The sequence below is a fragment of the Acinetobacter sp. A3 genome (assembly GCF_012371415.1).
Taxonomy (GTDB): domain Bacteria; phylum Pseudomonadota; class Gammaproteobacteria; order Pseudomonadales; family Moraxellaceae; genus Acinetobacter.
This window is the reverse complement of sequence record NZ_JAAZQW010000019.1, coordinates 14,834-40,320: the sequence shown is the minus strand read 5'-3', so window position 1 is coordinate 40,320 and position 25,487 is coordinate 14,834. Positions and strand designations below refer to the sequence as shown.

Here is a 25,487-nt window from a genome sequence, read left to right as displayed (position 1 = left end):
GTCACCTATAAATTTTGTTTAAATTGAAAATATATTAATGATTTCTTGAAACACTGTCATTAACAATTCGTGGTGTAACAAAAATCAGCAACTCACGTTTGTTATCCGACTTGATATCTTTACGGAATAAACGTCCGATATAAGGGATATCGCCCAAGAACGGAACCTTGGTTTGTGAGTTGGCAGTTTGTTGCTCAAAAATACCACCCAAGACCACAGTTTCACCATTATCTACCAAGACATTGGTATTGACTGCGTTCTTGTTAATAGTGAGCTGACCTGTTGGTGTTGGTGTACCTGGTGAGTCACTAGTGATATTCAATTGCATTTGCACCTTGCCATCTGGCGTAATACTTGGCGTCACGTCCAGACTTAAAGTTGCATCAATAAATTCAGTGGTCGATACAGCATTGGCACCGCCACCTTCAGAAGATTGATATGGAATTTGAGTACCCGATGCGACTTTGGCATTTTGCTTATCTGCAGTCAGTACTTTTGGTGTTGAAATCACTTCACCATAGCCGTCGGCTTGTAATGCAGACAATTCCAAATCCAACATAAAGTCAGATAAACTGATTAAACCAAAGGCAATACGGCTTGCCCCAGGACTGGTCACGCCTAAATCGACATTCAGATTTTGTGGACGTTCAATTTCATATTCCCAACGACCAATACCACCTTCTTCCTCAAACTCTGGCTCACGTAAGTTCCACAAGGTCGTGTCACTACCCCCGACCAACAAATGATTATTGTTGGTGATCCCTTGTGACAAGATGCCCCATTTCACACCCATCTCTTTGGTGAAATCTGTGGTTGCACGTACGATACGTGCTTCAATCATCACTTGCTTCACAGAGACATCAAGCAAGTCAATCATCTGACGGATTTGATCAATTTTTGCTGAAGTATCATTAATAATTAAGGTATTGGTACGTGGATCTACAGACACTGTACCGCGAGGGCTGAGCAAACTGCCCACGCTATCGCCTAGTGGATCAATATTTGAACTAGCATTTACACTTGAACCACCACGTGAATTGGAAGCATTTTTTCCTTCCGTAATAAGCTTCTCAATATCTGCAGCTTTAGCATAGTTCAACTGAATATATTCAGTTTGCAGAGGTGCCAATTTAACACTCTGTGCAATCGCTTTAGCTTCTTCTTCTTCTGCTTTAATCAATTCAGACACTGGCGCAATCCAGATCACGTTACCATTACGACGCTTGTCTAAATTTTTGGTTTTCAGAATAATGTCTAAGGCTTGATCCCAAGGCACATCTTTTAAACGTAAGGTGATATTGCCTTGTACGGTATCTGCAGCCACCATGTTGATGCCAGTAAAGTCTGCTAACAGCTGTAATACACGACGCACTTCGATATCTTGGAAGTCTAATGAAATCTTTTTACCTGTATAGCTTTGTGCTGCACGTGGCTTAAACGGGTTTTTATCAACTGGGCGTTTTAAGCTGATGGTGAGCTTGTCTTCTGCCTGATAGGCCATATATTCATAGCTACCTGCAGCCTGAATGGTGATCACGCCATTGCTACCATCATTATGCGCATCAATGGTTGATACTGGGGTTGCAAAGTCATTCACATTCAGGCGACGAGCCAAATGCGCAGGGACTTTATTGCCCAAAGTACGTACGACAATTTTGCTGCCTTGTTGCTGTACATCTACAGGGGTGTTGCTACCCAATAGGTCAATTACCACCTGACCTTCACCTTCGCCACCACGTTGGAAGCCAATATTGGAAATTCCTTGTGCGCTACGTTGTGCAGTCACTGCTGCAACAGGTGTGGCTGTAGTTGAGTTGATCTTTAAAATAAAGGTATTGCCTTCAACACGTGTCGTAAACGCACCTGCATCAGCCAAGTTCACAGTTAAACGTGAACGCTGCGCATCTGAGCTGACCTCTACAGAACTGGCTTCTTTGGTCGCCACTGCAATACTGTTTTGTTTCAACGTTTGTTGTGCTTTATCAAAGTCTAGAATCAAACGCGCAGGTTGTTCCAACTGATATGCCGCTGGCTGTGGTGGTAAGCCATTGAACATGACACGAATTTCCGTGCCTTGTCCCGGAATTTGCATTGGTACAATATTGGTAATGCTCACTTGGGCATTAGCCACTTGCATCACCGCCATTGCGACTGCGCCCATTGAAAACTGACGGAACAAATTGTTCATTGTATTACCATCCCCAAAAATAAAATCTTTCACACTGTTATTCATTTTTATTCCTTTAATTTATGGCGCAGGCCCAATTAAAACCAAACTTCTTGGACGTTCTACATAACCTTCACGACCATCTGGAATAATCTCGATTAAATCAATTTGCGTTGGTGTAATGTTCACCACACGACCATGATTTACCCCCATATAACTGCCACGCTGGATACGCTCAATTTCACCATCTGGTGTTTGAATCAATGCCAAAATTTGACCATTTTGACGCATACTACCTTTCATGGTCAGTGATTCAAGTGCGTAGTTTTCCAGCGGTTGTAACTGGCGAGCAAGGTTCGGATAAACACGCTTCCCTGCCATAATTTTAAGTTCAGCGGCCAAAGAACTTGGCATAAATGGGCTTTTCAGCTGATGCGCTGCATAGTTGAATGTTGGCGCAGGCTCAAACACGGGTGCAGGCTCAATTGGCAATGGTGGCTGATTACGGATTTCAGCCATTTGTGCATTCACTGCATCAATACGAGAATCACAACCCACCATTAACACAGTTGCTAGTAGAGCCAACGAAAGCTTTTCAATTTTCATTACTGTGCCCCTCCAGCAGTGTTAGCCGCAGTTTGTGTATCTGCACTACCCACGTAACGATATGTCTTCGCTTGCGCTTTATATGTCACTTGTGGAATATCTGTTTTCTTGTCTTTATTTTCAGTCGCCACAATTTCAAAATCATGCATGGTCACAATACGCGGCAATGCAGCGGTACCACTTACAAAAGAACCAAAAGCGTGATAGTCACCTGTTGCTTCAATCGAAATTGGCTGTTCAATAAAGAACTCTTGTTTAATCTCATTCTCTAAGCGAATGTTTTTAAACTTCAAGCCTGAATTAACACCTGTTACGTTGATGTCTTCAACTAAGCCAGGAATCTCAGTTTCTTTCGGCAATTGCTCAAGCTGCTGGTTAAAGTTAGCTTCCATTTCTTGTAATTGCACTTGATATTGTTGCAAATTACGCAATTTAGAATCTTTTTCACGGAACTCGTTTAATAAATTCTGCTCTTGTGCATGCGCTGCAGCAATGGCATCTAACTTCGGCTTAATTACAACAAAGTAACCTAGTGCCGCAATTAAGAAAATAATGAAAATCCAGCAGGTAATTTTGACCGAAAGTGGCCAACCACCATAGTTATTTGGATCAAGGGTATTAAACTGCTGAAAAAACTTCTCAACGGTCATTTTCTTTTTCGGAGCAACAGCAGCTTCCTGATTTACTTCATCAAATTCATCGAGACTCATTGTGCTGCCCCCGCTGCTGATGTTGAATTAGGATCTGTAGCGGTCACTGGAATTGCGATTTCTTCTAAATCAGAAGTCACCACAAATGTGCCATAACTTTCCTCAACACGAGGAACTACAGAACTTGGTGCTTTATCTTTATTTTCTTCTTTGGCTAAGAATGAATTCATAAATGCATTGCGATACCACGGCGATGCTTCCAAATTACGTAAGAATTCTGCAACCGTATTTGGACTTTCTGCCTTGCCTTCAAAGGTAAATTTATTGCCAGTACGCGTCACTTTGGTCAAATACATATTGCTTGGTGTCACACGCACAAGCTCATCCACCAAACGTACTGCAATTGGACGTTGGCTTTGTAAGCCCTGAATCAGCTTCATACGCTCTACAATTGCATTACGCTGTTCTTGTAAGCCTTCCAAAGATTTTAATTGTACATCTAGGTTTTGGTTGGTACTGATGACCAATTGATTGGCTTGTTCTTGATCTGCCAATTTTGCATTGTAGAAAAACCATGCCAATGCGACGGCCAACACCCCTACAGCAGCTGCTGCAATACAAAATACAATAAATTCTTTTTTACGTTTTTCTCTTAGCTCATCGCGCCAAGGGAGTAAGTTAATCTTTGCCATTAATCAAAACTCCTCATTGCTAAACCACATGCCACCATCAAAGATGGTGCATCACTTTCAATTCTTTTAATGTCGATTTGTGGAGAGAAGCCCATTTGCAAGAATGGATTGGCAATGGTCACACGGTAGCCCAGTTTTTGCTGCAATAATTTCGCAAGACCTGGAATATTGGCATTCCCCCCTGCCAATAAAATGTGATCAATTTCGTTAAATTGTGAAGATGAAAAGAAGAACTGCAATGAACGTGCGGCTTGTTGTACCACAGCCTCCAAGAACGGTTCTAACACCTCAACGTCGTAATCATCTGGCAAGGTACGGCTCTTTTTGGCACGTCCCGCTTCTTCATACGATAGACCATAACGGTTTTGAATTTCTTGAGTCAGCTGTTTACCGCCAAAGGTTTGCTCACGCGTGTAAATAATTTTGTTATTTTGCAGAACCGACAATGTGGTCATGGTGTGACCAATGTCTAAAATACCAATCGTGTTCACACCCATTGGCAGGGTATCGGAGAACACTTTAAAGGCATTTTCAATTGCAAAACTTTCAACATCAGCAATTTTGGCAGTCAATCCACCCAACTTTAATGCTTCAACTCGTGCTTCCACGTTTTCTAAACGGGTGGCCACCAGTAACACATTGACACGGTTTGGATTGGCTAAGCGATCTGGTAAAACTTCAAAATCCAGACTGACTTCGTCTAATGGGAATGGAATATATTGCTCGGCGTCCATACGAATTTGAACTTCACGCTCATCGCTGGTCATATCTGCATCCATTTCAATGATTTTGGTAATTACCATTGATGTTGGAATTGCTAAAGCTGCAGATGTAGATTGCGTGTTTGCTAAGTTCAATGCACGTTCAAGCGCATCCCCGACTGCTTCTGGATTGAGAATATTTTTTTCGACCACACTGCCTTCTGGAAGAGGGACCAGCGCATAGCTTTCGACCCAATATCTCCCATTCTTAACAGAGAGTTCTAATAACTTAACAGAAGTAGAACTAATATCTACACCTATTAACCCCTTACTTGGCTTACGATATAACCTACGCACAATAGTACCATTCCTATTATTTTTTTATCCCCAAAAAAATTTAACCTACTAATCTGCGCTGGTCTATAATTTTTTACGGATACAATAATTCATCTAACAATCCGTAAATCTACTCGCTATACTGACCAGCAATTAGTTTGCTATTAGCGCTTATTAAAACGCACTTGTTATGAAAAAGCTATCTTGTTCGGGTCGTGTTCATCCATTTTTTTTGATCATTATTATAATTTTGGTCGCAATACCGATGGGTTTCTATGGCATGTATCTCTATATTGCCCCATCTTTGCCAGAAATGACCACCTTAAAAAAAGCACCATTACTAAAGCCATTGCAGGTTTACAGTGCCGATAATGAGCTGATTGCAGAGTACGGTGGCAAACTTTCTGTACCTGTTGATTACGAACATATTCCTGAAAAATTTATTTTAGCTTTTTTGGCTGCCGAAGATTCTGCCTTCTTTGAACACAGTGGCATTAGCTTCAAAGGCCTTGGGCGTGCTGTGAGTGAAGCGGTAACGGGCTCTAATGTGCAAACAGGTGGCTCTACCATTACCATGCAAGTTGCGAAAAATTATTATTTAAGCCCTGAACGCACCCTAAAACGCAAACTGACCGAAATTTTTTTAGCACGAAAAATTGAACAGAACCTGAGTAAAGAAGAAATTTTGACCTTGTACGTCAATAAAATCTTTTTGGGTAAAAATGCTTATGGTATCGCGGCAGCTGCAAAAATTTATTACAACAAAAGCTTAGAAGAACTCTCTATTGCACAAATGGCAATGATTGCAGGTTTACCCAAAGCACCGTCACGCTATAACCCTGTCGTCAATCCTGAACGTGCTTTAGAACGTCGTAACTGGATTTTAGGACGCATGTTGCAATTAGGGTATATCAACCAAAATGAATACCAAAAAGCGATCGCTGAACCCATTAATCTAGATATGCCTGATCGTAGCATCAGCAATAAACACCCATATATTGGCGAAATGGTTCGTTCAGAATTGGTGAAAAAGTTTGGTGAACAAGCGGTAGATTCTGGCTACAAAGTCTACACCACAGTAGACAGCAAGCGTCAAATGTACGCAGAACAAGCCGTACAGGAAGGTTTGGAAGCCTATGATCGCAGACATGGCTGGCGTGGCGCTGAAGCGCATGACAAGCCTCTTACAGAGTTTCGTGCCTATGCCAATACCTACCCGGCCCAAGTCACGAAAGTGCTGAACAATTCTTTTGAAGCCTTAATGCAAGATGGTTCAACCGTAACGGTACCTTGGTCTGGGATGTCTTGGGCACGTCCCTACCGCAATGCCAATAGCGTTGGCAATGCACCCAGTCGTGCTGCACAAGTTGTAAAAGTTAAAGATATTGTACGTTTACGTCCAAATGACAATAAAACCGCATGGGCATTGGTACAAGTACCCAAAGTGCAAGGACAATTGGTTGCAATCAACCCCAATAACGGTGCCATTGAAGCGTTGGTCGGTGGTTACAACTTCTATCAATCTAAATTTAACCGCACCTTACAGGGTTGGCGCCAGCCAGGTTCTATCATTAAACCCTTTGTTTATGCACTGGCTTTAGAGCGTGGCATGACCCCACACACCATGGTCAACGACAGCCCCATTACCATTGGAAAATGGTCGCCACGTAACTCCGATGGTCGCCATTTGGGTATGATTCCATTGCGCCGTGCGTTGTATTTATCACGTAACACAGTATCTGTACGTTTATTACAGGACGTTGGGATTGAACGTACCCGTCAGTTGTTTATGGATTTTGGTTTGCAGGAAGATCAGATTCCGCGCAACTACACCATTGCATTAGGCACACCACAAGTCTTGCCTATTCAAATGGCGACAGGTTATGCCACCTTTGCCAACGGCGGTTACCGCATTCAACCACACTTCATTAACCGCATTGAAGATGCCTATGGCAAAGTGATTTACCAAGCCAACCCTGAATATGCTTGTATTACCTGTATTAATGCCAAAGAACAAATGATAGAAAGTGCCGAAGCCACAACACCTGATGATGAAGTGATTGAAGTCACCAATCAAAAATTGGCAGAGGCAGAAGTTGCGCAAAATTCAAAAATTTTGGCAGAACGCAGTCAGTACAAACAAGCTCAGCGTATTCTAAAATCTAGTTCTGCCTATGATATGTCCAATATTTTACGTGATGTGATTCAACACGGTACTGGTCGTGCTGCGCTCAGAATTGGCCGTGGTGATATTGGCGGAAAAACAGGAACCACCAATGATGCCAAAGATGCATGGTTTGCGGGCTTTAACAGCAAGCTGGTGACTGTGGCCTGGGTCGGGTTTGACCAACCGACCACTTTAGGTCGTCGTGAATACGGTGGTGTGGCCGCTTTACCAATTTGGACGGACTTTATGGGCAATGCGCTCAAAGGCACACCCGAAGCCTGGGTAAGCTTGGACAACAAAGCCAAAGCACCACAGCGTGAGCTGAATCAACTGACGGCAGAACAGCAACAAGATTACCGTGCATCTCCACCTTTGGCACGTCCGTTGTATCGCCCTGCACCTGCTGCACCGGTACGTGCGCCTGAACGCGATTTTGATGACTTGCCAGGCGAGGAAGTATTGATTCCAGACAACAACACGCCACCACCAATGCAAACGCCAGAAAATGCACCGACCAAACCAACGCCTGCACCTAAACCTGCACCCGATGCTTTGGAAAACTTAATTGATGAAGTCTTGTAAGCACAGACACCATCAGCTAGCAAAAAGCCCTCATTCGCAATGATGAGGGCTTTTTTATGAGCACAGCTTGGACTTGAATAGCAGCCCGATTTTTAAAACCTAGCGCTTACTTTTTTTGGAACAGGTAAATTTGATGTTGTGCAGATAGTTCAAATTGAGCATGTTGCTCTAATGCCTGACGACGCTCAGGTTTGGCCTTATAGGCATAAGGTGTCATCGCAATCAAATGTTTTAAATCTGTTTGACTGAGCTGTAACGGTGTCTTCACCACACTGGCATCCACCAATTCAAAAGCATCTTGTAATTGAGTAACAAATTTTTCAGGCTCATGCGGTTTGACATCTTCAAACAAGGCCTGACGCATGGCCAGCAAGTGTTCAGGCGCTGGCGTAACCACCAGCAAATAGCCTTGGGGCTTGAGTACCCGTAAAATTTCCTGCTTGGGTATTGGACTAAACAAACTGCTGCAAACATCAATGCAATGATCCAACACAGGCAAAGTTGCACCTGTACCCACCACCCAAGTCACTTCTGAATTCAGTTTAGCCGCCACTTGTACTGCATTTTTGGCAATATCTACCCCTACACATTGCATGACTTCAGCTTGCATAGCTGCCGTGTAATAACCTTCGCCACAACCAATATCTAGCAGGTTTTCTATACGCAGTTCACGCAATTTTTGTACCACTGCCTGTTGCAAAGGTGCATAGTGCCCCGCACTTAAAAAGGCACGGCGCGCCTGTACCGAAGCAGGTGTATCCCCTGGGTTTTTACTGTGTTTATGCTGCACGACATGCAAGTTGACATAGCCTTGTTTCGCAACATCATAACTGTGGTTGCTGGCACAGCGCCACGTTCTGTCATGCAGTTGTAAGACCTGTCGACACACAGGACACATCAGCAGATTCATGATTTTCTCCAAAGCAGGCGGCATAAAAAAGTCGGCAGGTGCCGACTTTTCAAGGTTTTTCGGTTCTTTTGGCTTAGCGTAATTTTAAGGTCATTAGACCCAAAACCACCAGCATAATTGTAATAATCCAGAAGCGAATCACTACTTGGGTCTCACGCCAGCCTTTCTTTTCGTAGTGGTGATGCAACGGCGCCATTAAAAAGACACGTTTATTGCGCATGCGCAGTGAACCAATTTGCAGGAATACTGAAATGGCTTCCACCACAAATACACCGCCCATAATTGCAAAGACGATTTCCTGACGTACCATTACAGCAATAGTACCCAGCATTGCCCCCAAAGACAGTGCGCCCACATCGCCCATAAACACTTGTGCAGGATGCGCGTTATACCACAGGAATGCCAAGCCAGCACCAATCATTGCTGCGCAGATCACCACCAGTTCAGAGGCATATTTCACATAAGGAATATGTAGATAATCTGCAAAGCGAACATCCCCCGCCAAGTAGGCAAATACGCCCAAACCTGCAGCAACCAGTACGATTGGCATAATTGCCAAACCGTCTAAACCATCGGTCAGGTTGACTGCATTCGAGGCACCGTTAATCACCAAATAGGTAAAGATAATAAAGCCAATACCCAATGGAATTAGTGACAAAGGAATGCTGAAATCTTTAAAGAATGGGATCAAGACATCCAGCATATCTGCAGTTTGCGCAGGGTTTGGCTGTTGGGTTGCAATCACATACAACGCAATACCTGCCCCTAACGATGCCACCGAAGTCCAGAAGAACTTTTTACGTGCTGGCAAGCCAGCATTGTCTTTGTAGCGAATTTTAATCCAGTCATCCGCCCAGCCTACAGCGCCAAAGATCACCATGACCGCAAGTACAATCCAGACATAAGGGTTAGATAAGTCTGCCCATAACAACGTGGAAATACCAATCGAGAGCAGGATTAATACCCCACCCATGGTAGGTGTACCCATCTTTTTGGCATGCCCTTCTGGCGCATAAGAACTGACTGCTTGACCGTATTTCAATGCTTGCAGTTTACGAATCATCACAGGGCCAAGCACCAAGCCAATGCCAAGTGCAGTCAATACACTCAGTAATGAACGTAATGTTAAATAACGAACCACTTGAAACGAACTGTGATAGCCCGCAAGCTGTTCAAATAACCATAACAGCATTTAAATTTTCTCCATCAATGCAGCCATCAACGTTTCCATATGGGTATAACGAGAACCTTTGAATAGGAAACTCATGGACTGAGGTTGATGTGTTTTTACCAGATCAATTAAAAATGGCAAGGCTTGTTCCTGCGTTACAAAGGCCTGTAATTTTTTTCCAAATTGGGTGCTACGTGCGCCCTCTTGAGTCGCAGGTGAAAATTCACCCACAGCCACCACAAAATTAATGCCACGAATAGAAACTAAATCCCGTCCTAGCATATAGTGTTGCTGTGCCGCACTATTGCCGAGCTCACCAATATCACCTATCACCATGACCCGCACACCCGTTTGCTGCGCCAAAACTTCACCTGCAGCACGCATAGAAGTTGGATTGGCATTATAGGTGTCATCAATGAACAAATGTGCGCCTTGATGAATAAAGTTTAAACGGCCTTTTGCCCCTTGTGCTTGCTCCAAGCCCGCCACAATATCATCTAAACTCACTCCAATTGCCAGTGCAAAGGCTGCAGCAGCCGTAGCATTTTTTACATTGTGTTCGCCGGCAAAAGGTAAATTGACCTGACGTATGCCTTGTGCGGTATTTAAGCAAAAACTTGCCGATTGTGGCTGCAACTGAATTTCTGTGGCAAAAACATCACCGCCTTCACCAAAACTTAGACGCTGTTCTGACTGAACGGCTTGTTGAATCTGTTCAGCAAAATCATCGGCAGCAGGCACAATGGCAGTACCTTGTGGTGCAAGATGTGCATAGATTTCTGACTTCGCCCGACAAATGCCCTCACGTCCACCAAATTCACCCAAATGTGCCGTACCAATATTGATAATGCCTGCCACATGCGGCTGCACCAAGTTTGAAGTGTAATCGATTTCACCTTGATGACTGGCACCCAATTCCATTACGGCATATTGATGGCTTGTGTTCAATTCCAGCAACATCATCGGCACTCCCAAATCATTATTCAGGTTGCCACGGGTAATTAAGGTCGGTGCCAAACGTGACAAAATACTGCCGAGCATTTCTTTGGTGGTGGTTTTACCACTGCTGCCTGTTAAAGCAATCACTTTTAATTGTGGATGTTGCTGACGACGAAAGGCACCCAAGTGTCCTAAGGCTAAACGGGTGTCAGATACCACGAGCTGACAAATATCTGCGTCGACAGGCTGGCTGACAATCGCCATTGAACAGCCCTGGGTCGCCACTTGAGCCACAAAGTCGTGTGCATCAAAACGCTCACCTTTTAATGCCAAAAAGGCATCGCCTGCTTCTGCATGCCGTGAATCAGTCAAAATACGTTTAATCTCGCCCTGTGGTGTTTGTCCGTTCAGCCAATAACCTTGTGTTGCCTGTTGCAATTGTTCTGTAGTCCAAGGTTCTAAAATTGCAGTACTGGTGGTGGAAGTGTGCATACAAATTCCTTATTGCGCAGGGTAAGCAGAAGGTGAGCAATGTTGTGCATCTATCGCAGCTTGCACTTCAATCACATCATCAAACCAGTGTCTTACCCCATCTATTTCTTGATAATTTTCATGACCTTTGCCTGCAATCAACACAATATCACCTGCCTGTGCATGTTGAACGGCATATTTAATCGCTTCGCGGCGATCATGAATTTCATGTGTTTGTGCCACTGACAAATCTACACCTGCCTGCATATCGGCAAAAATTTGCAAAGGATCTTCTGTGCGTGGGTTATCTGAGGTCAAGAGCACGACATTGGCATAATCCAGTGCTGCTTGGGTCATAAGTGGGCGTTTGCCACGGTCACGGTCACCACCACAACCAAATACTGCCCAAAGCTGTGCGCTGACATGGCGTTTTAGGGTTTGCAGTACTTGAATCAAGGCATCTGGGGTATGTGCATAATCCACCACAAATAAACGCTCTGCATCACGCAGCACTTGCATACGGCCTGGCGCACCTTTCAGTTGTGGTACAGTCGCAATCAAGTCAGTCAACTCAAAACCTGCCTGCTCAGCCGCAATTAAACTCGCCACCAAGTTTTCAACATTAAAATGCCCGAGCAATGGACTTTGCACCACATATTCTGCCGTAGCAGTTTGTAAATGGAAACGTACGCCATTCAGACTGTATTCAATTTGCTGTACTTGATAATCAGCCGCTTGCTGAGTTGAATAAGTCAAAATTTTCGGTTGTGCAGGATTCTGCTGCGCAGCTTGCAGCATGATCTCAGCATATTCATCATCCAAATTAATAATCGCGACTTTTAAACTGGCAAACTGAAACAACATGGCTTTAGCGGCAGCATAGGCTTCCAAAGTGCCGTGATAATCCAAATGATCACGGCTCAGGTTGCTGTATACCGCAATTTCGATGTCGCAACCATTTAAGCGACCTTGCTCTAAGCCATGTGAACTGGCTTCAATTGCAGCAAATGCTGCCCCTTGCTGGGCGTAATTGTGCAAAGCATTTTGTAGTTGCAAGGCATCCAACGTCGTGTGCGTTGAAGCTTCTAAATTCGGTAAAATGCCGTTACCTGTTGTGCCCATGACCGCGCAGCGTTGATCTTGCAACATCAACAATTCAGCAATTAAACGTGAAATGGTGGTCTTGCCATTGGTGCCTGTGACCGCAAGTATGCGTGCCAAACGTACAGGTTGCACGGCTTGTAAATATTGTTTTTGCCACTGCCCCATGCGCTGACGCACATCTGACACCACCAAATTATGCGCTACCGCCAATGGTATTTCTGAAATCACTGCCAAAGCACCTTGTGCTAAAGCGGCTTGGGCAAATGCAACGGTTTTTTCAGGCTGTGACAAACTGGTCAGGGCGATAAAAATTTGACCTGAACGTACATGACGGCTGTCCAGTTGAAAGCCCTGAAATTCTTGTGTCATCCAATCTGCAACGCTTGCTGTGCGGTAAATATCTTGAAAGCGAATCGACATGCGTCACCTGTTATGGAGTGTTGGGAGTTTCTAAAGGTTTATCTAAAGGTACGTTCATTAAACGTAACGATTCTTGCATCACACGAGCAAACACAGGCGCTGCCACCAAACCACCATAATACTGACCCGTTGGGTTTTCTACGACCACCACCATCGCCAAACGTGGATCACTCACTGGGGCAACCCCTGCAAATAAAGCACGATATTCAGTTTGTGAGTAACCTTTACGGTCTGCACGAAGTTTATGTGCCGTCCCTGTTTTACCTGCAACCCGATAGCCTGGAATATTGGCTTGACGAGCAGTACCGCCTGGCAAGGTCACCGCTTCCATCATCAGCATCACTTGATCGGCAATTTTGGCATCCACAATTTGCTCACCTTTGGGCTGTTCTTCCAGCTTATATAGGCTAAGCGGCATTTTAACGCCTTTATTGGCCAGCATGGCATAAGCATCTGCCAATTGCAGCACAGTGGCATTTAAACCATAGCCATAGGACATGGTCGCCACTTCTGATACATTCCATTTACTTGGCGGCAAGATTAAACCTGCACTTTCCCCCGGGAATTTAACGGCAGAACGTGCACCAAAACCGAGTCGTTTATAGAAAGTTGGTAAAGTTGCATAAGGCAACGACAAAGCAATTTTCGCCACACCTACGTTAGATGATTTTTGAATAATCCCCGCCAAAGTCAGTGACCCATAATTACGAGTATCGCGAATGGTGTGATTGCCCACCCGCATTGAACCACCACTTAAATTAACCACGGTATTCGGTGAATATTTACCGCTTTCCAGTGCCATTGCCACTGTCATTGGTTTCATGGTCGAACCCGGCTCAAAAGAATCGACCGCGCCACGGTTACGCATCGCATCTTTGTTCGATAAGCTTTTTTTGTCATTCGGGTTGTAAGATGGCCAACTGGTCATTGCCAGAATTTCACCTGTTTTGACATCCACCGCAATTGCAGTTGCCGAACGTGCATTATTGGCGACACCAGCTGCGGTTAATTCACGGTACATAATGTACTGCAAACGTGAGTCAATACTTAAGGTGATATTTTCACCCGGTTCTACTTCTTTAATGACTTCAGGGTCTTTAACTCGGTTGCCTTTTTTGTCACGGATGATTTGCTGTTCGCCATCTACACCAGCCAAACGGGTATTCAGCTGCATTTCCAAGCCTTCAATACCTGTGCCCTCACTGTTGGTCAAACCAATAATTTGTGCATTCGGCTGCGGCTGTGGGTAATAACGCTTATAGTTTTTTTCGGTATATACCCCTTGGAAATTGCGTTTTAAAATCAGTTCTGCCTGTTGCGGTGGCACTTCTTTTTGCAGCACCAAATAACGTGAGCGTGGACGCTCATTCATTTTTTGTTTGAGTTCCTGACGATCCATGCCAACCGCATCGGCCAATTCATCTAAATTTAAGTTTTTATCTGGTAACTGACGACGCAATTTACGGCTAGTCGGATTTTTCTCCAGCTCTGCGGTAATTTCATCAAACAGCTTTTCATTGTCAAAATAATCACGTGGATCAATCACCACTTTCATAATTGGGGTACTAATTGCCAAAGGCACGCCATTGCGGTCATAAATCACCCCACGCATGGCTTTTAGTTTTTCAGTTCTTAAAATATTGGCATTGGCTTTGTTTTGTAAAAAATCATGGTTGATAATTTGCACATAGAATGCCCGCCCCACCAGTGCCACGAACACCAGTAGAACCACGTTCCACATTAAGTAAAAACGCCACATTTCAACATGAATGGCATTTTTTCCAGTGACCGATTGTTGTTTCTTTCGGGTTTGCTTTTTACGCGCATCAACCATGTGCCAGCCGCCTTATTGTTCTGAAGTTGTAGGCAAAGAAATCACCACCGTTTGTGCTGCAGGCGGAGAATACATGCGCAGCTGCGTCACAGCACGGGTACCAATTTGTGCTGTTGCCCCAAAGGTTTGTTGCTCAATCAGTAAACGCCCCCATTCTGCATTTAAGTCGTCACGCTCGCGGTTAAACGAACTGAGCTGACGATAATCATGACGATACTCAAACACTTGAAATACCACCATAATTGCACTAATAAACACCAGTGCCAACAAAATAAAATAAGCGACCATTTTTTTTAGTCGTGATGGCGTTAGATTTTTTTCTACAGCGTCTGTTTTCATTATTGGCCTTTTCAAGCTAATCGTTCTGCAACACGTAACCATGCACTGCGTGAGCGTGGGTTGGCTTTCACTTCAGCATCACTGGCACGTACCCGCGCAATTTTTTTCAGGCGTCTCGTATCTTGTTGCTGTTGTGGCAAGCCCCAGCCCGTATCTTCAGGCAAGCTCGATTCTTTTTGAATAAACTGTTTGATTAAACGATCTTCCAAAGAGTGGAAGCTAATCACCGCCAAACGGCCTTGGGGCTTTAACACCTCGACCGCCTGCGGCAAGAAGGTTTCAATATCTTCTAATTCTTTATTAATCGCAATACGAATGGCCTGAAAGGTGCGAGTAGCAGCGTGTTTGTTCTTTTCCCATTTCGGGTGCGCCACTTTTACAATTTCAGCCAATTGTGCCGTGGTCTCAATATAGCCTGCCTGTTTAATGGCTTTGGCAATACGGCGGCTATAGCGCTCTTCGCCATATTGGAAAATCACATTGGCCAAAGCTTCTTCTGCAATATCGACTAACCATTCTGCTGCAGTTGGCCCCTGAGAGTTGTCCATACGCATATCGAGTGGACCATCTTTCATAAAACTAAAGCCACGCTCGGCCTGATCCAATTGCGGTGAAGACACACCTAAATCGGCCATCACACCATCTACCTGTGTAATGCCTAAAGCATTCAATTCTTGCTGTAGGTCGGCAAAACTGGCATGAATAATCTGAAAACGAGAATCTTGCTGAGCCAATTCCGCTGCCACTGCCAATGCTTGCGGGTCTTTATCAAATGCATAGACCCGTGCCTGTGCATCAAGTTTGGACAATAACAAACGGGTATGACCACCACGACCAAAGGTGGCATCGACATAAATTCCTGTATTGCGATCTGCCAACATGGCATCAACAGTTTCATGAAGTAATACAGAAATATGCGACATAGGGTTCAATCAATACAGCTAAAATGTAACTGCACATTATTACCTTGTTTTGACAAAGCTCCAAACGTCTTTTTGTAGATAAATATTACTTTTCATAGGGAAATCCGTTTTTGGCTTTTTTTAGACACAAAAAAATCTCCGTAGAGATTTTTTTGTGTGTTGATCTGATGATCAATCAGACGACAGCGAAGTATTGCTTAACGCTTAGAATTATAAATTTGGTCAAAAATCGCACCATTCACAAAGTGTGTTTTTTGTGCATTTGCCCAACCACCAAAAACTTCATCAATAGTGAACGTTTTTAGCTTTGGAAATTGTGCTGCATATTTTGCCAACACTTTTTCATTACGTGGGCGGTAGAAATGCTTAGCTGCCATTTCCTGACCTAAAGGTGAATATAAATAGTTGATATAACCTGTCGCCAACCATTTATTGCCATTTTTCTCTACCGTACGGTCTACCACAGCCACTGAAGGTTCAGTCAAAATAGAAATTGAAGGATAAACAATATCAAACTTGTCTTTACCTAAAGTTTTTAAGGTCACTAAGGCTTCGTTTTCCCAAGTTAAAAGCACATCACCAATGCCACGCTCAGCAAATGTCGTCATAGAAGCGCGTGCCGCAGAGTCCATCACTTTCACATTGTGGTACATCTTGCCCACAAATTCCTGTGCTTTGGCTTTAGAACCACCCGGTTGCTTCTCTGCATAACCCCAAGCCGACAAATACACCCAACGTGGCAAGCCGCCAGTTTTCGGGTTTGGCGTAATAATTTCTACGCCCGGTTTGGTTAAGTCCTTCCAGTCTTTAATCTGTTTTGGGTTACCTTTACGTACCATAAATACGATGGTTGAGGTATATGGCGCAGAGTTATGTGGGAACTCTTTTTGCCAACCTGCTTGGATTTGCCCTGACTTTACAATTTCTTCAATGTCGTTAGCCAAGGCCAAAGTCACCACATCGCCCTTTAAGCCATCTACCACCGAACGGGCTTGCTTGCCCGAACCACCATGCGACTGCTTGAAATTTACAGTGATACCCGTACGTTTTTTCCAGTACTGACCAAACGACTGGTTAAATTCATCATAAAATTCGCGGGTTGCATCATAAGATACATTTAAAAACTGACGATCTGCAGCCTGAGCAGTCGTTGCAGCAAAACCTGTTGCCAATAGCGCAGCAGCTAATAAAGCTTTGAATTGAGTTTTCATTACAGCACACATCATCTTTAAACTGCCGCCAATATATGCAATCCCATCACGCTGCGCAATTCAGTAAAATGAGGCAAAATATCCAAATAATTAAATCATTTCAGCTTAAGCATTTATTTTTATTCACTTTAAAGTTTAAAATCTCGCTTATTCCAAATTTATACCTTTTTGTGAATTGGATATACAAAAATCGAATAATGATTTCAGGTTATTTCGTATTTTTAATCTCCATCAAGCTCATCACAATTGTTCTAACACTATTTTTATTGTGACTTTTGTAATAATCTTCACGATCTCTCCACACTTGTTTGTTACAACATGTTCTAAATGACAGATCATCTGCAAAATCGGTATATAGTCAATCCTGATTATTTACTATTTTGAAAAAAGTGTGACGCAAGTCTACTTTTTGGATGCTTTTTTGTGATTAAATGGTAACGGTATTAGAACAACTTATAAATTGTCAGTGCATTCATAAACAAAGGGGGAAATCAGAATGACATCTAAACTGATCTTGGCAACACTCATTAGCTTAAGCTCACTTGCTACGGTTAGCCATGCTGCAGTCATAAAGTCGGCTGAAACTAAAAGCAGCCTTGCACCTGCAAAAAACTCCCTAATTGAAAAAGCCATTACCCAGCAAAAACAGGCAGACAAGCAAAAATTTGAATCAAATAATGATTTAAAAGTACTGACCTCGATTAATGTTGCACCGACACAAAGCTTCTTTGCTTTGCAAAACCAACGTTTCAGCCGTTTTGTGCAAGCCTTATTCCCGCAAGGCAACTCATAAGCAACACCCAATTTCACTGCCTTTGATCCCCTTTTCAAAAGCAGCCGAACTGCCCAAGTACAGAATGTTGAATTTAACATTAAGTACTTGGGCTTTTTCGTTATAATAGTTTCAATTTACATTTTGAATTATTTTTGGTTATGACTGTTCGTACTCGTATTGCCCCATCTCCTACTGGCTTCCCGCACGTGGGAACGGCTTATATCGCCTTATTTAACTTATGTTTTGCCAAACAGCATGGCGGTGAGTTTATTCTTCGTATTGAAGATACCGACCAACTGCGTTCAACACCTGAATCTGAAAAAATGATTTTGGATTCATTGCGTTGGTTAGGCTTAAACTGGGCAGAAGGTCCAGATGTTGGTGGTCCTCATGCACCATACCGCCAATCTGAACGTATGGACATTTACAAGCAATATGCCTTGCAACTGGTTGAACAAGGCCATGCTTTTTACTGTTTCGCAACTGCAGAAGAACTGGATCAGATGCGTGCAGAACAGCAAGCACGTGGTGAAAGCCCTCGCTATGATGGTCGTGGCTTGAATCTTTCTACAGATGAAGTACAGCGTCGTTTAGCTGCAGGTGAACCGCATGTGATCCGCATGAAAGTCCCAACCGAAGGCGTATGTAAATTTAACGATATGCTGCGTGGTGAAGTGGAAATTCCATGGGCGCAGGTCGACATGCAAATTTTGCTCAAAACCGATGGCTTACCAACTTACCATCTAGCCAACGTGGTAGATGACCATTTAATGCAAATCACTCACGTAATTCGTGGCGAAGAATGGATTCCATCTGCACCCAAACATCAATTGCTATATCAATATTTTGGTTGGGATATGCCTGTGTTGTGTCACATGCCATTGTTGCGTAACCCAGATAAATCTAAATTATCTAAACGTAAAAACCCAACTTCAATTAACTACTACAAAGATATTGGGGTACTGCCAGAAGCCTTACTGAACTACTTAGGCCGTATGGGTTGGTCAATGCCAGATGAAAGTGAAAAATTCACGTTAGCCGAAATGATTGAACACTTTGATATTCAGCGTGTATCACTAGGTGGCCCAATTTTTGATGTAGAAAAATTGAACTGGCTGAATGGTCAATGGATTAAAGCATTATCTCCTGCTGAACTGCTGGATACCTTGCTTGCATGGAAAGCAGATCGTGCCAAGCTTGAAGATATTGCGGTCGCAATTCAACCACGTATTAACTTGTTGTCTGAAGCGGTGAATTGGTCTGCTCATTACTTCAACCATTTCCCAAGCTTGAGCAAAGAACAGTTTGAAAGCAAAAAGCTATCTGAAGAACAAGTGCGTCAAAGTCTGCAATTTGCCATTTGGCGTTTAGAAAGCCTATTTACTTGGAACAATGACACCGTGAGCCAAACTCTCATGGATTTGGCCAACCAAATGGAAATCAAATTGCGTGATTTCATGCCTGCTTTCTTTATTGCTATTGCAGGTTCAACTGCGTCTACGCCAGTCATGCAAACCATGGTCACCATTGGCCCTGACCTAACTTTTGCACGTTTGCGCAATGCCTTAGAAGTTGTAGGCGGCCCAAGCAAAAAAGAAGTTAAAGTCTGGGAAAAACTGAATGAAAGCATCAAATTGCCGAAAAATGATGCAATTGATCCAGCTTAATTCATTTTTTTGTTGACGTGTGAACGCAATAGCCCTAATATTGCGCTCACACAGACTGGGGTCATAGCTCAGTTGGTAGAGCGCTACAATGGCATTGTAGAGGTCAGCGGTTCGATCCCGCTTGACTCCACCAAGTTTAAATAAGGCTTTACCTGTGTTGCCTCATCAAGTCCCTATCGTCTAGAGGCCTAGGACATCGCCCTTTCACGGCGGTAACCGGGGTTCGAATCCCCGTAGGGACGCCATATTCAAGATGAATATAAAGCACCTATCTTCATCTTATAAAGAAGCTCAAGCAACGACTTGGGCTTTTTTATTGCCCTGTTTTCTGACAGACTGTTTTTTATTTGTCGCACATTTCGTTAGAATAACAATTAGATCAGAATTTTGGAGTTGTAATGCAATACCGATGCCCTAAATGTCAAAGCCCAAAAATCATGCCTGTTGCACAGGCAGGTCAAGCAACGCCACGTCCTGTTGTGCCTAAAAGCTTGGTGATGCTCATTCCTGCGGTATTTGTATTATTGCTTCTGGTTTTAATTAGTATTGCCATGTGGATTTTTGGCGATGGTGCAGGCACGACTTTACAAAGCATTACTGTAGCGGTATTTGTTGTATGTGTGATTGCAGGCTTCTTGTTCTACCGTGATTTGCCTGATTTTAAAATTTCCATGCAGGCCTTTATGCAGTCGCAAAAACAATGGAAGTGCCGTGAATGTTCACATGAGTGGGAAGTTTAAACACTGTTACTCTTTTCAGATTTCACATCATGCTGTTGTTTTGATACTCAATCAGCATGATTGAATGAACACAAAAAAACCAGCCCTAAGGCTGGTTTTTTATTTAGAAACGTCCGGAATAATTACACACCGATTTTGCGATATTTTTGACGCTTGGTTACTAAGTCATCACCATCACGTTTGCGACGATATTCTTCGAATTCAGTATAGTTACCAGTGAAGAATTCTGGTGTTTCACCTTCAAATGACAAGATATGCGTTGCAATACGGTCTAGGAACCAACGGTCATGCGAGATCACCATTACAGTACCTGGGAATACCAGAATGGCATCCTCAAGTGCACGTAAAGTTTCGATATCCAAGTCGTTTGACGGCTCATCCAGCAGGATCACGTTAGCGCCCATTTGCAGGATTTTGGCAAGTTGTAAACGGTTACGCTCACCACCCGACAATTGACCCACACGTTTTTGCTGATCTTGACCTTTGAAGTTAAAGCGACCGATATAGGCACGAGATGCGATTTCGTATTCACCAATACGCAAGATGTCTAAACCGCCAGACACTTCTTCCCAAACAGTTTTGTTGTCGTCTAAGGTGTCACGAATCTGACCCACGTAAGCCACTTTAACCGACTCACCCAGCGTTACCGTACCGGTATCTGGTTGCTGTTCGCCAGTCATCATACGGAATAGCGTCGTTTTACCTGCACCGTTCTCACCGACAATACCAACAATGGCACATGGTGGTACTGAAAAGCTCAAGTCTTTATACAGGGTACGGTCGCCAAACGATTTGCTGATCCCTTCAACTTCAATCACCTTGTTGCCCAGACGTGGACCAGGTGGAATGTAGATTTCAGAAGTTTCGTTACGTTGCTGGAATTCACGCGAGTTAAGCTCTTCAAAGCGTTCCATACGTGCTTTGTTTTTCTTTTGCTGACCTTTGGCATTAGAACGAACCCATTCAAGTTCTTTTTTCAATGCTTTCGCAAAAGACTCTTCTTGCTTCTGTTCTTGCTCTAGACGCGCGTTCTTTTGCTCTAACCAAGAAGAGTAGTTACCTTGGTATGGAATACCATGTCCACGGTCAAGTTCTAGAATCCATTCAGCCACGTTATCTAGGAAGTAACGGTCGTGCGTAATCGCGACGATGGTACCTGGGAAGTCTTTCAAGAAACGTTCTAACCATGCAACAGATGAGGCATCCAAATGGTTGGTCGGTTCGTCTAGTAGCAACATATCTGGTTTAGACAAAAGCAAACGGCAAAGTGCTACACGACGGCGTTCACCACCAGAAAGCTTAGAAACGTCTGCGTCCCAAGCAGGCAGGTTCAGTGCTGCAGCAGCTTGATCCATCTGGTTTGCAAGGTTGTGTGCATCCCAAGTTTGAATAATAGCTTCAAGCTTTTCTTGCTCTTTGGCTAGTGCGTCAAAGTCAGCATCTTCAGCCGCATATTCAGCGAAGACTTCATCAAGACGAGCCAAAGCATCAAGTGGCTCACGCAAGCCATCTTCCACGTTACCACGAACGTCTTTACTCTCGTCCAAAGGTGGTTCTTGCTCAAGATAACCAATTTTGATGCCTGGCTGCGCACGTGCTTCACCCGAGAAATCTTTGTCTACGCCCGCCATAATACGGAGCAACGTCGATTTACCTGCACCGTTTAAACCAAGCACACCAATTTTCGCACCTGGGAAAAATGATAAAGAGATGTCTTTCAGGATTTCGCGCTTAGGCGGAACCATTTTCGACACTCGGTTCATCGTATAAATATATTGGGCCACGTAGGACTCCTCAATAGAAAACCAAATCTGGGGCTCAGATGAGCAGCCCCTGCTCTAATGAGCGAAAAAATAATCGGGTATTATACCTGAATACAGAGAAAAAATAAGACACCCCAAACATCTTGCACGCTTTGTTACAACTCTGTCTTTAAGCTTGCAGCCCGCCCATCTACTTAAGTGCTATATCAACTTTCACGCTAAATATTGCAATATTTTGACGCTTTCTTTCATATTGAAAAATGCTAGACTCAAGCCAATTTAACTCACGAAGATGAAGTAAACATGACCTATAAAGACGAAACCTTGGCGATTCATGCAGGATACAGCCCAGAACCGACCACCAAAGCAGTAGCTGTACCAATTTATCAAACTACATCGTATGCCTTTGATAATACACAACATGGTGCCGATTTATTCGATTTAAAAGTACAAGGCAACATTTATACCCGTATTATGAACCCGACCACTGCGGTGTTGGAGCAACGTGTTGCTGCACTTGAAGGCGGGATTGGCGCCTTGGCTTTGGCATCAGGTATGGCTGCTATTACTTATGCGATTCAGACCATTACCGAAGCAGGTGACAACATTGCTTCAGTATCGACTTTATATGGCGGGACATACAACTTATTTGCTCATACTTTGCCAAAACAAGGCATTGAAGTGCGTTTCTTCGATTATCAGAATCCAGAAGCACTGCGTGACTTGATTGATGACAAAACCAAACTGGTATTTGTAGAGTCAATTGGTAACCCACTGGGCAATATTATTGACCTTGAGGCGATTGCCAAAATTGCACACGAATACGGTATTCCTGTAGTGGTAGATAACACTGTGGCCACGCCTGTATTGCAAAAATCATTTGATTTCGGTGCAGATATCATCATCCACTCACTGACCAAATATATTGGCGGTCATGGTACCTCTATTGGTGGCATTATTGTCGATAGCGGTAAATTCCCTTGGGGCAAATATCCTGAACGCTTTAAAGCACTCAACACACCAGACCCAAGCTATCACGGTGTCAATTATGTAGAAGCCATAGGTGCTGCAGCTTATATCGCACGTGCACGTGTAGTACCACTACGCAACACAGGTGCAGCCATTAGCCCGCACAACGTATTCCTGATTTTGCAAGGCCTAGAAACCCTAAGCTTGCGCATGGAACGCCATACCGAAAATGCGCAAAAAGTAGCGGAATATTTACAGGCTCATCCAAAAGTAAAATGGGTCAATTACGCAGGTTTAAAAGACCACCCTCAACATGCATTGGCGCAAAAATACGTAAAAGGCAAGCCATCGGCAATTCTGTCTTTTGGTGTACAAGATGGCCGTGAAGGTGGCACCCGCTTTATTGATGCCTTACAACTGTTCACTCGTTTGGTAAATATTGGTGATGCCAAGAGCTTAGCATGCCACCCTGCGACCACCACACACCGTCAGCTAAATGCCGATGAACTGAAAGCCGCAGGCGTAAGTGAAGATATGGTGCGTTTATCTATCGGGATTGAACATGCCGATGACTTAATTGCCGATTTGGAACAGGCTCTCGCTGCTGTATAAAAACTCATCAGTTCAAGTTTTATACTGGCATCCTGCTGATTTATTTCAACAGGATGCCTTTTTATTTTAATTTTTCCTTGAATGTCTTTGCATTAGCTTTATTTCATGGTAAAAAAAAGAATAGCCAGCGTATTAAAATAGAGTAATTACTCTAAATTCATCTGAAAATTCAATCACTTATTTCATAGCTTTTTTTACACAATCGGCTATCATAAAGCCAAGTAAATTAGTCCAGATCACGGTAGGATTTGGATGAGCAATCTCAATAAAAACGACAATCTGGGAACTTAAATCAGGAATATTAGCGTGAAGCCAAAATTAGAGAAACTTTTTCAAAAGCGTGTAAATGGTAAAGTTGCCCTTATTACAGGTGCATCAAGTGGTATCGGTTTAACAGTGGCACATAAACTGGCCGATGCGGGTGCGCATGTGCTTTTAGTTGCACGTACTCAGGAAACCTTAGAACAAGTCAAAGCTGAAATTGAAGCCCGTGGAGGTAAAGCTTCGGTTTTCCCTTGCGACCTAAACGATATGCAATCGATTGATGCAGTATCACAACAGATTCTTGCTTCAGTCGACCATATTGATATTCTGATTAACAATGCAGGTCGTTCAATCCGTCGTGCAGTACACGAATCGGTTGACCGTTTCCACGACTTTGAACGTACCATGCAATTGAACTATTTTGGCGCGGTACGTTTGGTGCTAAATATTTTACCGCAGATGATGCATCGTAAAGATGGCCATATCATCAATATCAGCTCGATTGGTGTATTGGCCAACGCAACTCGCTTCTCTGCTTATGTTGCATCTAAAGCTGCGCTAGACGCATTTAGTCGCTGTCTATCTGCAGAAGCGCATACGCATAAAATTGCAATTACTTCGGTGTATATGCCATTGGTGCGTACCCCAATGATTGCACCAACTAAAATTTATAAATACGTGCCAACGCTTTCACCTGAACAAGCTGCAGATTTAATTGCTTATGCAATTGTGAAACGTCCGAAGAAAATTGCGACACATCTGGGTCGTTTGGCTTCAATCACTTATGCAATTGCACCAGACATCAACAACAAACTCATGTCAATTGGTTATAACCTGTTCCCGAGTTCAAGCGCTTCAGTCGGCGAACAGCAAAAACTCAACTGGGTACAAAAAGCGTATGCGCGTTTATTCCCAGGTGAACACTGGTAATTCAACCTGCTCAAATTTGAATTTAGGCGACCAATCGGTCGCCTATTTTATGGCTTCATTTTTACATCCCTTGCAATACCACAACATCAATTCAACAGTTCTTGAATGGTTTCAAGCTTTGTTTTCATGCAAATTTAAGCAAATTTTAATCTTGGCTTAAGAAAGCAACATCACAATAAGTGCAAGAATGAAAGGGACAATAAAATGAAAACACTGTATTTTTTTAAGCTGTTTTGTTTTTCTGCTGCGGCTTTGAGCGCCTACCACTTATATGCTGAGCTGATGCACAATCCTATAAATATTTTCCAAGTGATTACTTTGGCAGGTTTAATTGTGGTGCTATCGGAGCTCGGCTATCGCAGTCGACTTACAACTTCTGTTCCTGCAAGCTCTGCAACACAAGCAGATGCTCCAACAGACTATGCTTATCTGTGTTCTAAATTGGCAGCAAGCAGTATTGCTACCTGTTTTATTGTGCAAAGCTGGATGGCTTAAAACATTCCTCCAACAATCTAAACCACCACGTGTAATCCGACAAAACATT

At 43.4% G+C, this 25,487-nt stretch carries 21 protein-coding genes and 2 tRNA genes; 9 read left to right on the top strand and 14 right to left on the bottom strand.

Annotated features, from left to right (window positions below):
- Positions 1-34: 34 nt before the first annotated feature.
- The 5 genes from HHA42_RS08005 to HHA42_RS07985 are packed head-to-tail and all read right to left on the bottom strand — an operon-like array spanning position 35 to position 5,173.
- Positions 35-2,188, bottom strand: coding sequence for a type IV pilus secretin PilQ family protein (locus HHA42_RS08005; protein ID WP_168526066.1), 2,154 nt, complete (start codon positions 2,186-2,188; stop codon positions 35-37).
- Positions 2,189-2,248: 60 nt separating this feature from the next.
- Positions 2,249-2,773, bottom strand: coding sequence for a pilus assembly protein PilP (locus HHA42_RS08000; RefSeq protein ID WP_104852650.1), 525 nt, complete (start codon positions 2,771-2,773; stop codon positions 2,249-2,251).
- A complete protein-coding gene (locus tag HHA42_RS07995; RefSeq protein WP_168526064.1) occupies positions 2,773-3,483 on the bottom strand; it encodes a type 4a pilus biogenesis protein PilO in 711 nt (236 codons plus the stop codon). The genes HHA42_RS08000 and HHA42_RS07995 overlap by 1 nt, the downstream gene beginning before the upstream one ends.
- Positions 3,480-4,115, bottom strand: a complete 636-nt coding sequence (locus tag HHA42_RS07990) for a PilN domain-containing protein (RefSeq protein WP_104852652.1) — start codon at positions 4,113-4,115, stop codon at positions 3,480-3,482. Before HHA42_RS07990 ends, HHA42_RS07995 begins: the two co-directional genes overlap by 4 nt.
- Positions 4,115-5,173: a pilus assembly protein PilM gene (locus HHA42_RS07985; RefSeq protein ID WP_168526062.1), complete on the bottom strand. Its 1,059-nt coding sequence runs from the start codon at positions 5,171-5,173 to the stop codon at positions 4,115-4,117. The genes HHA42_RS07990 and HHA42_RS07985 overlap by 1 nt, the downstream gene beginning before the upstream one ends.
- A gap of 169 nt (positions 5,174-5,342) precedes the next feature.
- On the opposite strand from HHA42_RS07985, the gene ponA reads away from it, so the two are divergent.
- The gene (ponA, locus tag HHA42_RS07980) at positions 5,343-7,901 is read left to right on the top strand and encodes a penicillin-binding protein PBP1a (RefSeq protein WP_168526060.1); all 2,559 of its coding nucleotides are present in this window, start codon (positions 5,343-5,345) and stop codon (positions 7,899-7,901) included.
- Between the two features lie 106 nt (positions 7,902-8,007).
- On the opposite strand, the gene HHA42_RS07975 is transcribed toward ponA, so the two are convergent.
- The 8 genes from HHA42_RS07975 to HHA42_RS07940 all read right to left on the bottom strand — a co-directional run bounded on the left by HHA42_RS07975 (position 8,008) and on the right by HHA42_RS07940 (position 17,223).
- Entirely contained in the window at positions 8,008-8,811 is an 804-nt protein-coding gene (locus tag HHA42_RS07975; RefSeq protein ID WP_168418908.1) for a putative RNA methyltransferase, read from the bottom strand.
- A gap of 73 nt (positions 8,812-8,884) precedes the next feature.
- Complete coding sequence (mraY, locus tag HHA42_RS07970) at positions 8,885-10,003, bottom strand: phospho-N-acetylmuramoyl-pentapeptide-transferase (RefSeq protein ID WP_168418907.1); 1,119 nt, start codon at positions 10,001-10,003, stop codon at positions 8,885-8,887.
- On the bottom strand, positions 10,004-11,413 hold the full coding sequence (gene murF, locus HHA42_RS07965; RefSeq protein WP_168526058.1) for a UDP-N-acetylmuramoyl-tripeptide--D-alanyl-D-alanine ligase: 1,410 nt from the start codon (positions 11,411-11,413) through the stop codon (positions 10,004-10,006). It lies immediately after the preceding gene.
- A gap of 9 nt (positions 11,414-11,422) precedes the next feature.
- A complete protein-coding gene (locus HHA42_RS07960) occupies positions 11,423-12,916 on the bottom strand; it encodes a UDP-N-acetylmuramoyl-L-alanyl-D-glutamate--2,6-diaminopimelate ligase (RefSeq protein ID WP_168418905.1) in 1,494 nt (497 codons plus the stop codon).
- 10 nt (positions 12,917-12,926) lie between these two features.
- The gene (ftsI, locus tag HHA42_RS07955; RefSeq protein ID WP_168526056.1) at positions 12,927-14,750 is read right to left on the bottom strand and encodes a penicillin-binding protein PBP3; all 1,824 of its coding nucleotides are present in this window, start codon (positions 14,748-14,750) and stop codon (positions 12,927-12,929) included.
- A gap of 12 nt (positions 14,751-14,762) precedes the next feature.
- Complete coding sequence (ftsL, locus tag HHA42_RS07950) at positions 14,763-15,089, bottom strand: cell division protein FtsL (protein WP_168418903.1); 327 nt, start codon at positions 15,087-15,089, stop codon at positions 14,763-14,765.
- Between the two features lie 11 nt (positions 15,090-15,100).
- Entirely contained in the window at positions 15,101-16,012 is a 912-nt protein-coding gene (gene rsmH, locus HHA42_RS07945; protein WP_168418902.1) for a 16S rRNA (cytosine(1402)-N(4))-methyltransferase RsmH, read from the bottom strand.
- A 197-nt stretch (positions 16,013-16,209) separates the two neighbouring features.
- Positions 16,210-17,223 (bottom strand): sulfate ABC transporter substrate-binding protein, encoded by a 1,014-nt coding sequence (locus HHA42_RS07940; RefSeq protein WP_168418901.1) that lies wholly within the window; start codon positions 17,221-17,223, stop codon positions 16,210-16,212.
- A 496-nt stretch (positions 17,224-17,719) separates the two neighbouring features.
- On the opposite strand from HHA42_RS07940, the gene HHA42_RS07935 reads away from it, so the two are divergent.
- The 5 genes from HHA42_RS07935 to HHA42_RS07915 all read left to right on the top strand — a co-directional run bounded on the left by HHA42_RS07935 (position 17,720) and on the right by HHA42_RS07915 (position 20,405).
- Positions 17,720-18,016 carry a hypothetical protein gene (locus tag HHA42_RS07935; protein ID WP_168418900.1) on the top strand — a complete coding sequence of 99 codons (297 nt, stop codon included), beginning with the start codon at positions 17,720-17,722 and terminating at the stop codon, positions 18,014-18,016.
- Between the two features lie 140 nt (positions 18,017-18,156).
- The gene (gltX, locus tag HHA42_RS07930) at positions 18,157-19,665 is read left to right on the top strand and encodes a glutamate--tRNA ligase (RefSeq protein WP_168526054.1); all 1,509 of its coding nucleotides are present in this window, start codon (positions 18,157-18,159) and stop codon (positions 19,663-19,665) included.
- A gap of 57 nt (positions 19,666-19,722) precedes the next feature.
- Positions 19,723-19,798: transfer RNA gene (locus HHA42_RS07925), tRNA-Ala, on the top strand.
- A 36-nt stretch (positions 19,799-19,834) separates the two neighbouring features.
- Positions 19,835-19,910: transfer RNA gene (locus tag HHA42_RS07920), tRNA-Glu, on the top strand.
- A gap of 153 nt (positions 19,911-20,063) precedes the next feature.
- A complete protein-coding gene (locus tag HHA42_RS07915; RefSeq protein WP_026438243.1) occupies positions 20,064-20,405 on the top strand; it encodes a membrane protein in 342 nt (113 codons plus the stop codon).
- A gap of 122 nt (positions 20,406-20,527) precedes the next feature.
- Here the strand turns inward: HHA42_RS07915 and ettA are convergent, their stop codons facing one another.
- Complete coding sequence (ettA, locus tag HHA42_RS07910; protein ID WP_096901294.1) at positions 20,528-22,189, bottom strand: energy-dependent translational throttle protein EttA; 1,662 nt, start codon at positions 22,187-22,189, stop codon at positions 20,528-20,530.
- 282 nt (positions 22,190-22,471) lie between these two features.
- On the opposite strand from ettA, the gene HHA42_RS07905 reads away from it, so the two are divergent.
- The 3 genes from HHA42_RS07905 to HHA42_RS07895 all read left to right on the top strand — a co-directional run bounded on the left by HHA42_RS07905 (position 22,472) and on the right by HHA42_RS07895 (position 25,438).
- Positions 22,472-23,749 (top strand): aminotransferase class V-fold PLP-dependent enzyme, encoded by a 1,278-nt coding sequence (locus HHA42_RS07905; RefSeq protein WP_168526052.1) that lies wholly within the window; start codon positions 22,472-22,474, stop codon positions 23,747-23,749.
- Between the two features lie 306 nt (positions 23,750-24,055).
- A complete protein-coding gene (locus tag HHA42_RS07900) occupies positions 24,056-24,943 on the top strand; it encodes an SDR family NAD(P)-dependent oxidoreductase (protein ID WP_168526050.1) in 888 nt (295 codons plus the stop codon).
- Between the two features lie 204 nt (positions 24,944-25,147).
- On the top strand, positions 25,148-25,438 hold the full coding sequence (locus tag HHA42_RS07895) for a hypothetical protein (RefSeq protein WP_168460774.1): 291 nt from the start codon (positions 25,148-25,150) through the stop codon (positions 25,436-25,438).
- Positions 25,439-25,487 lie beyond the last annotated feature (49 nt).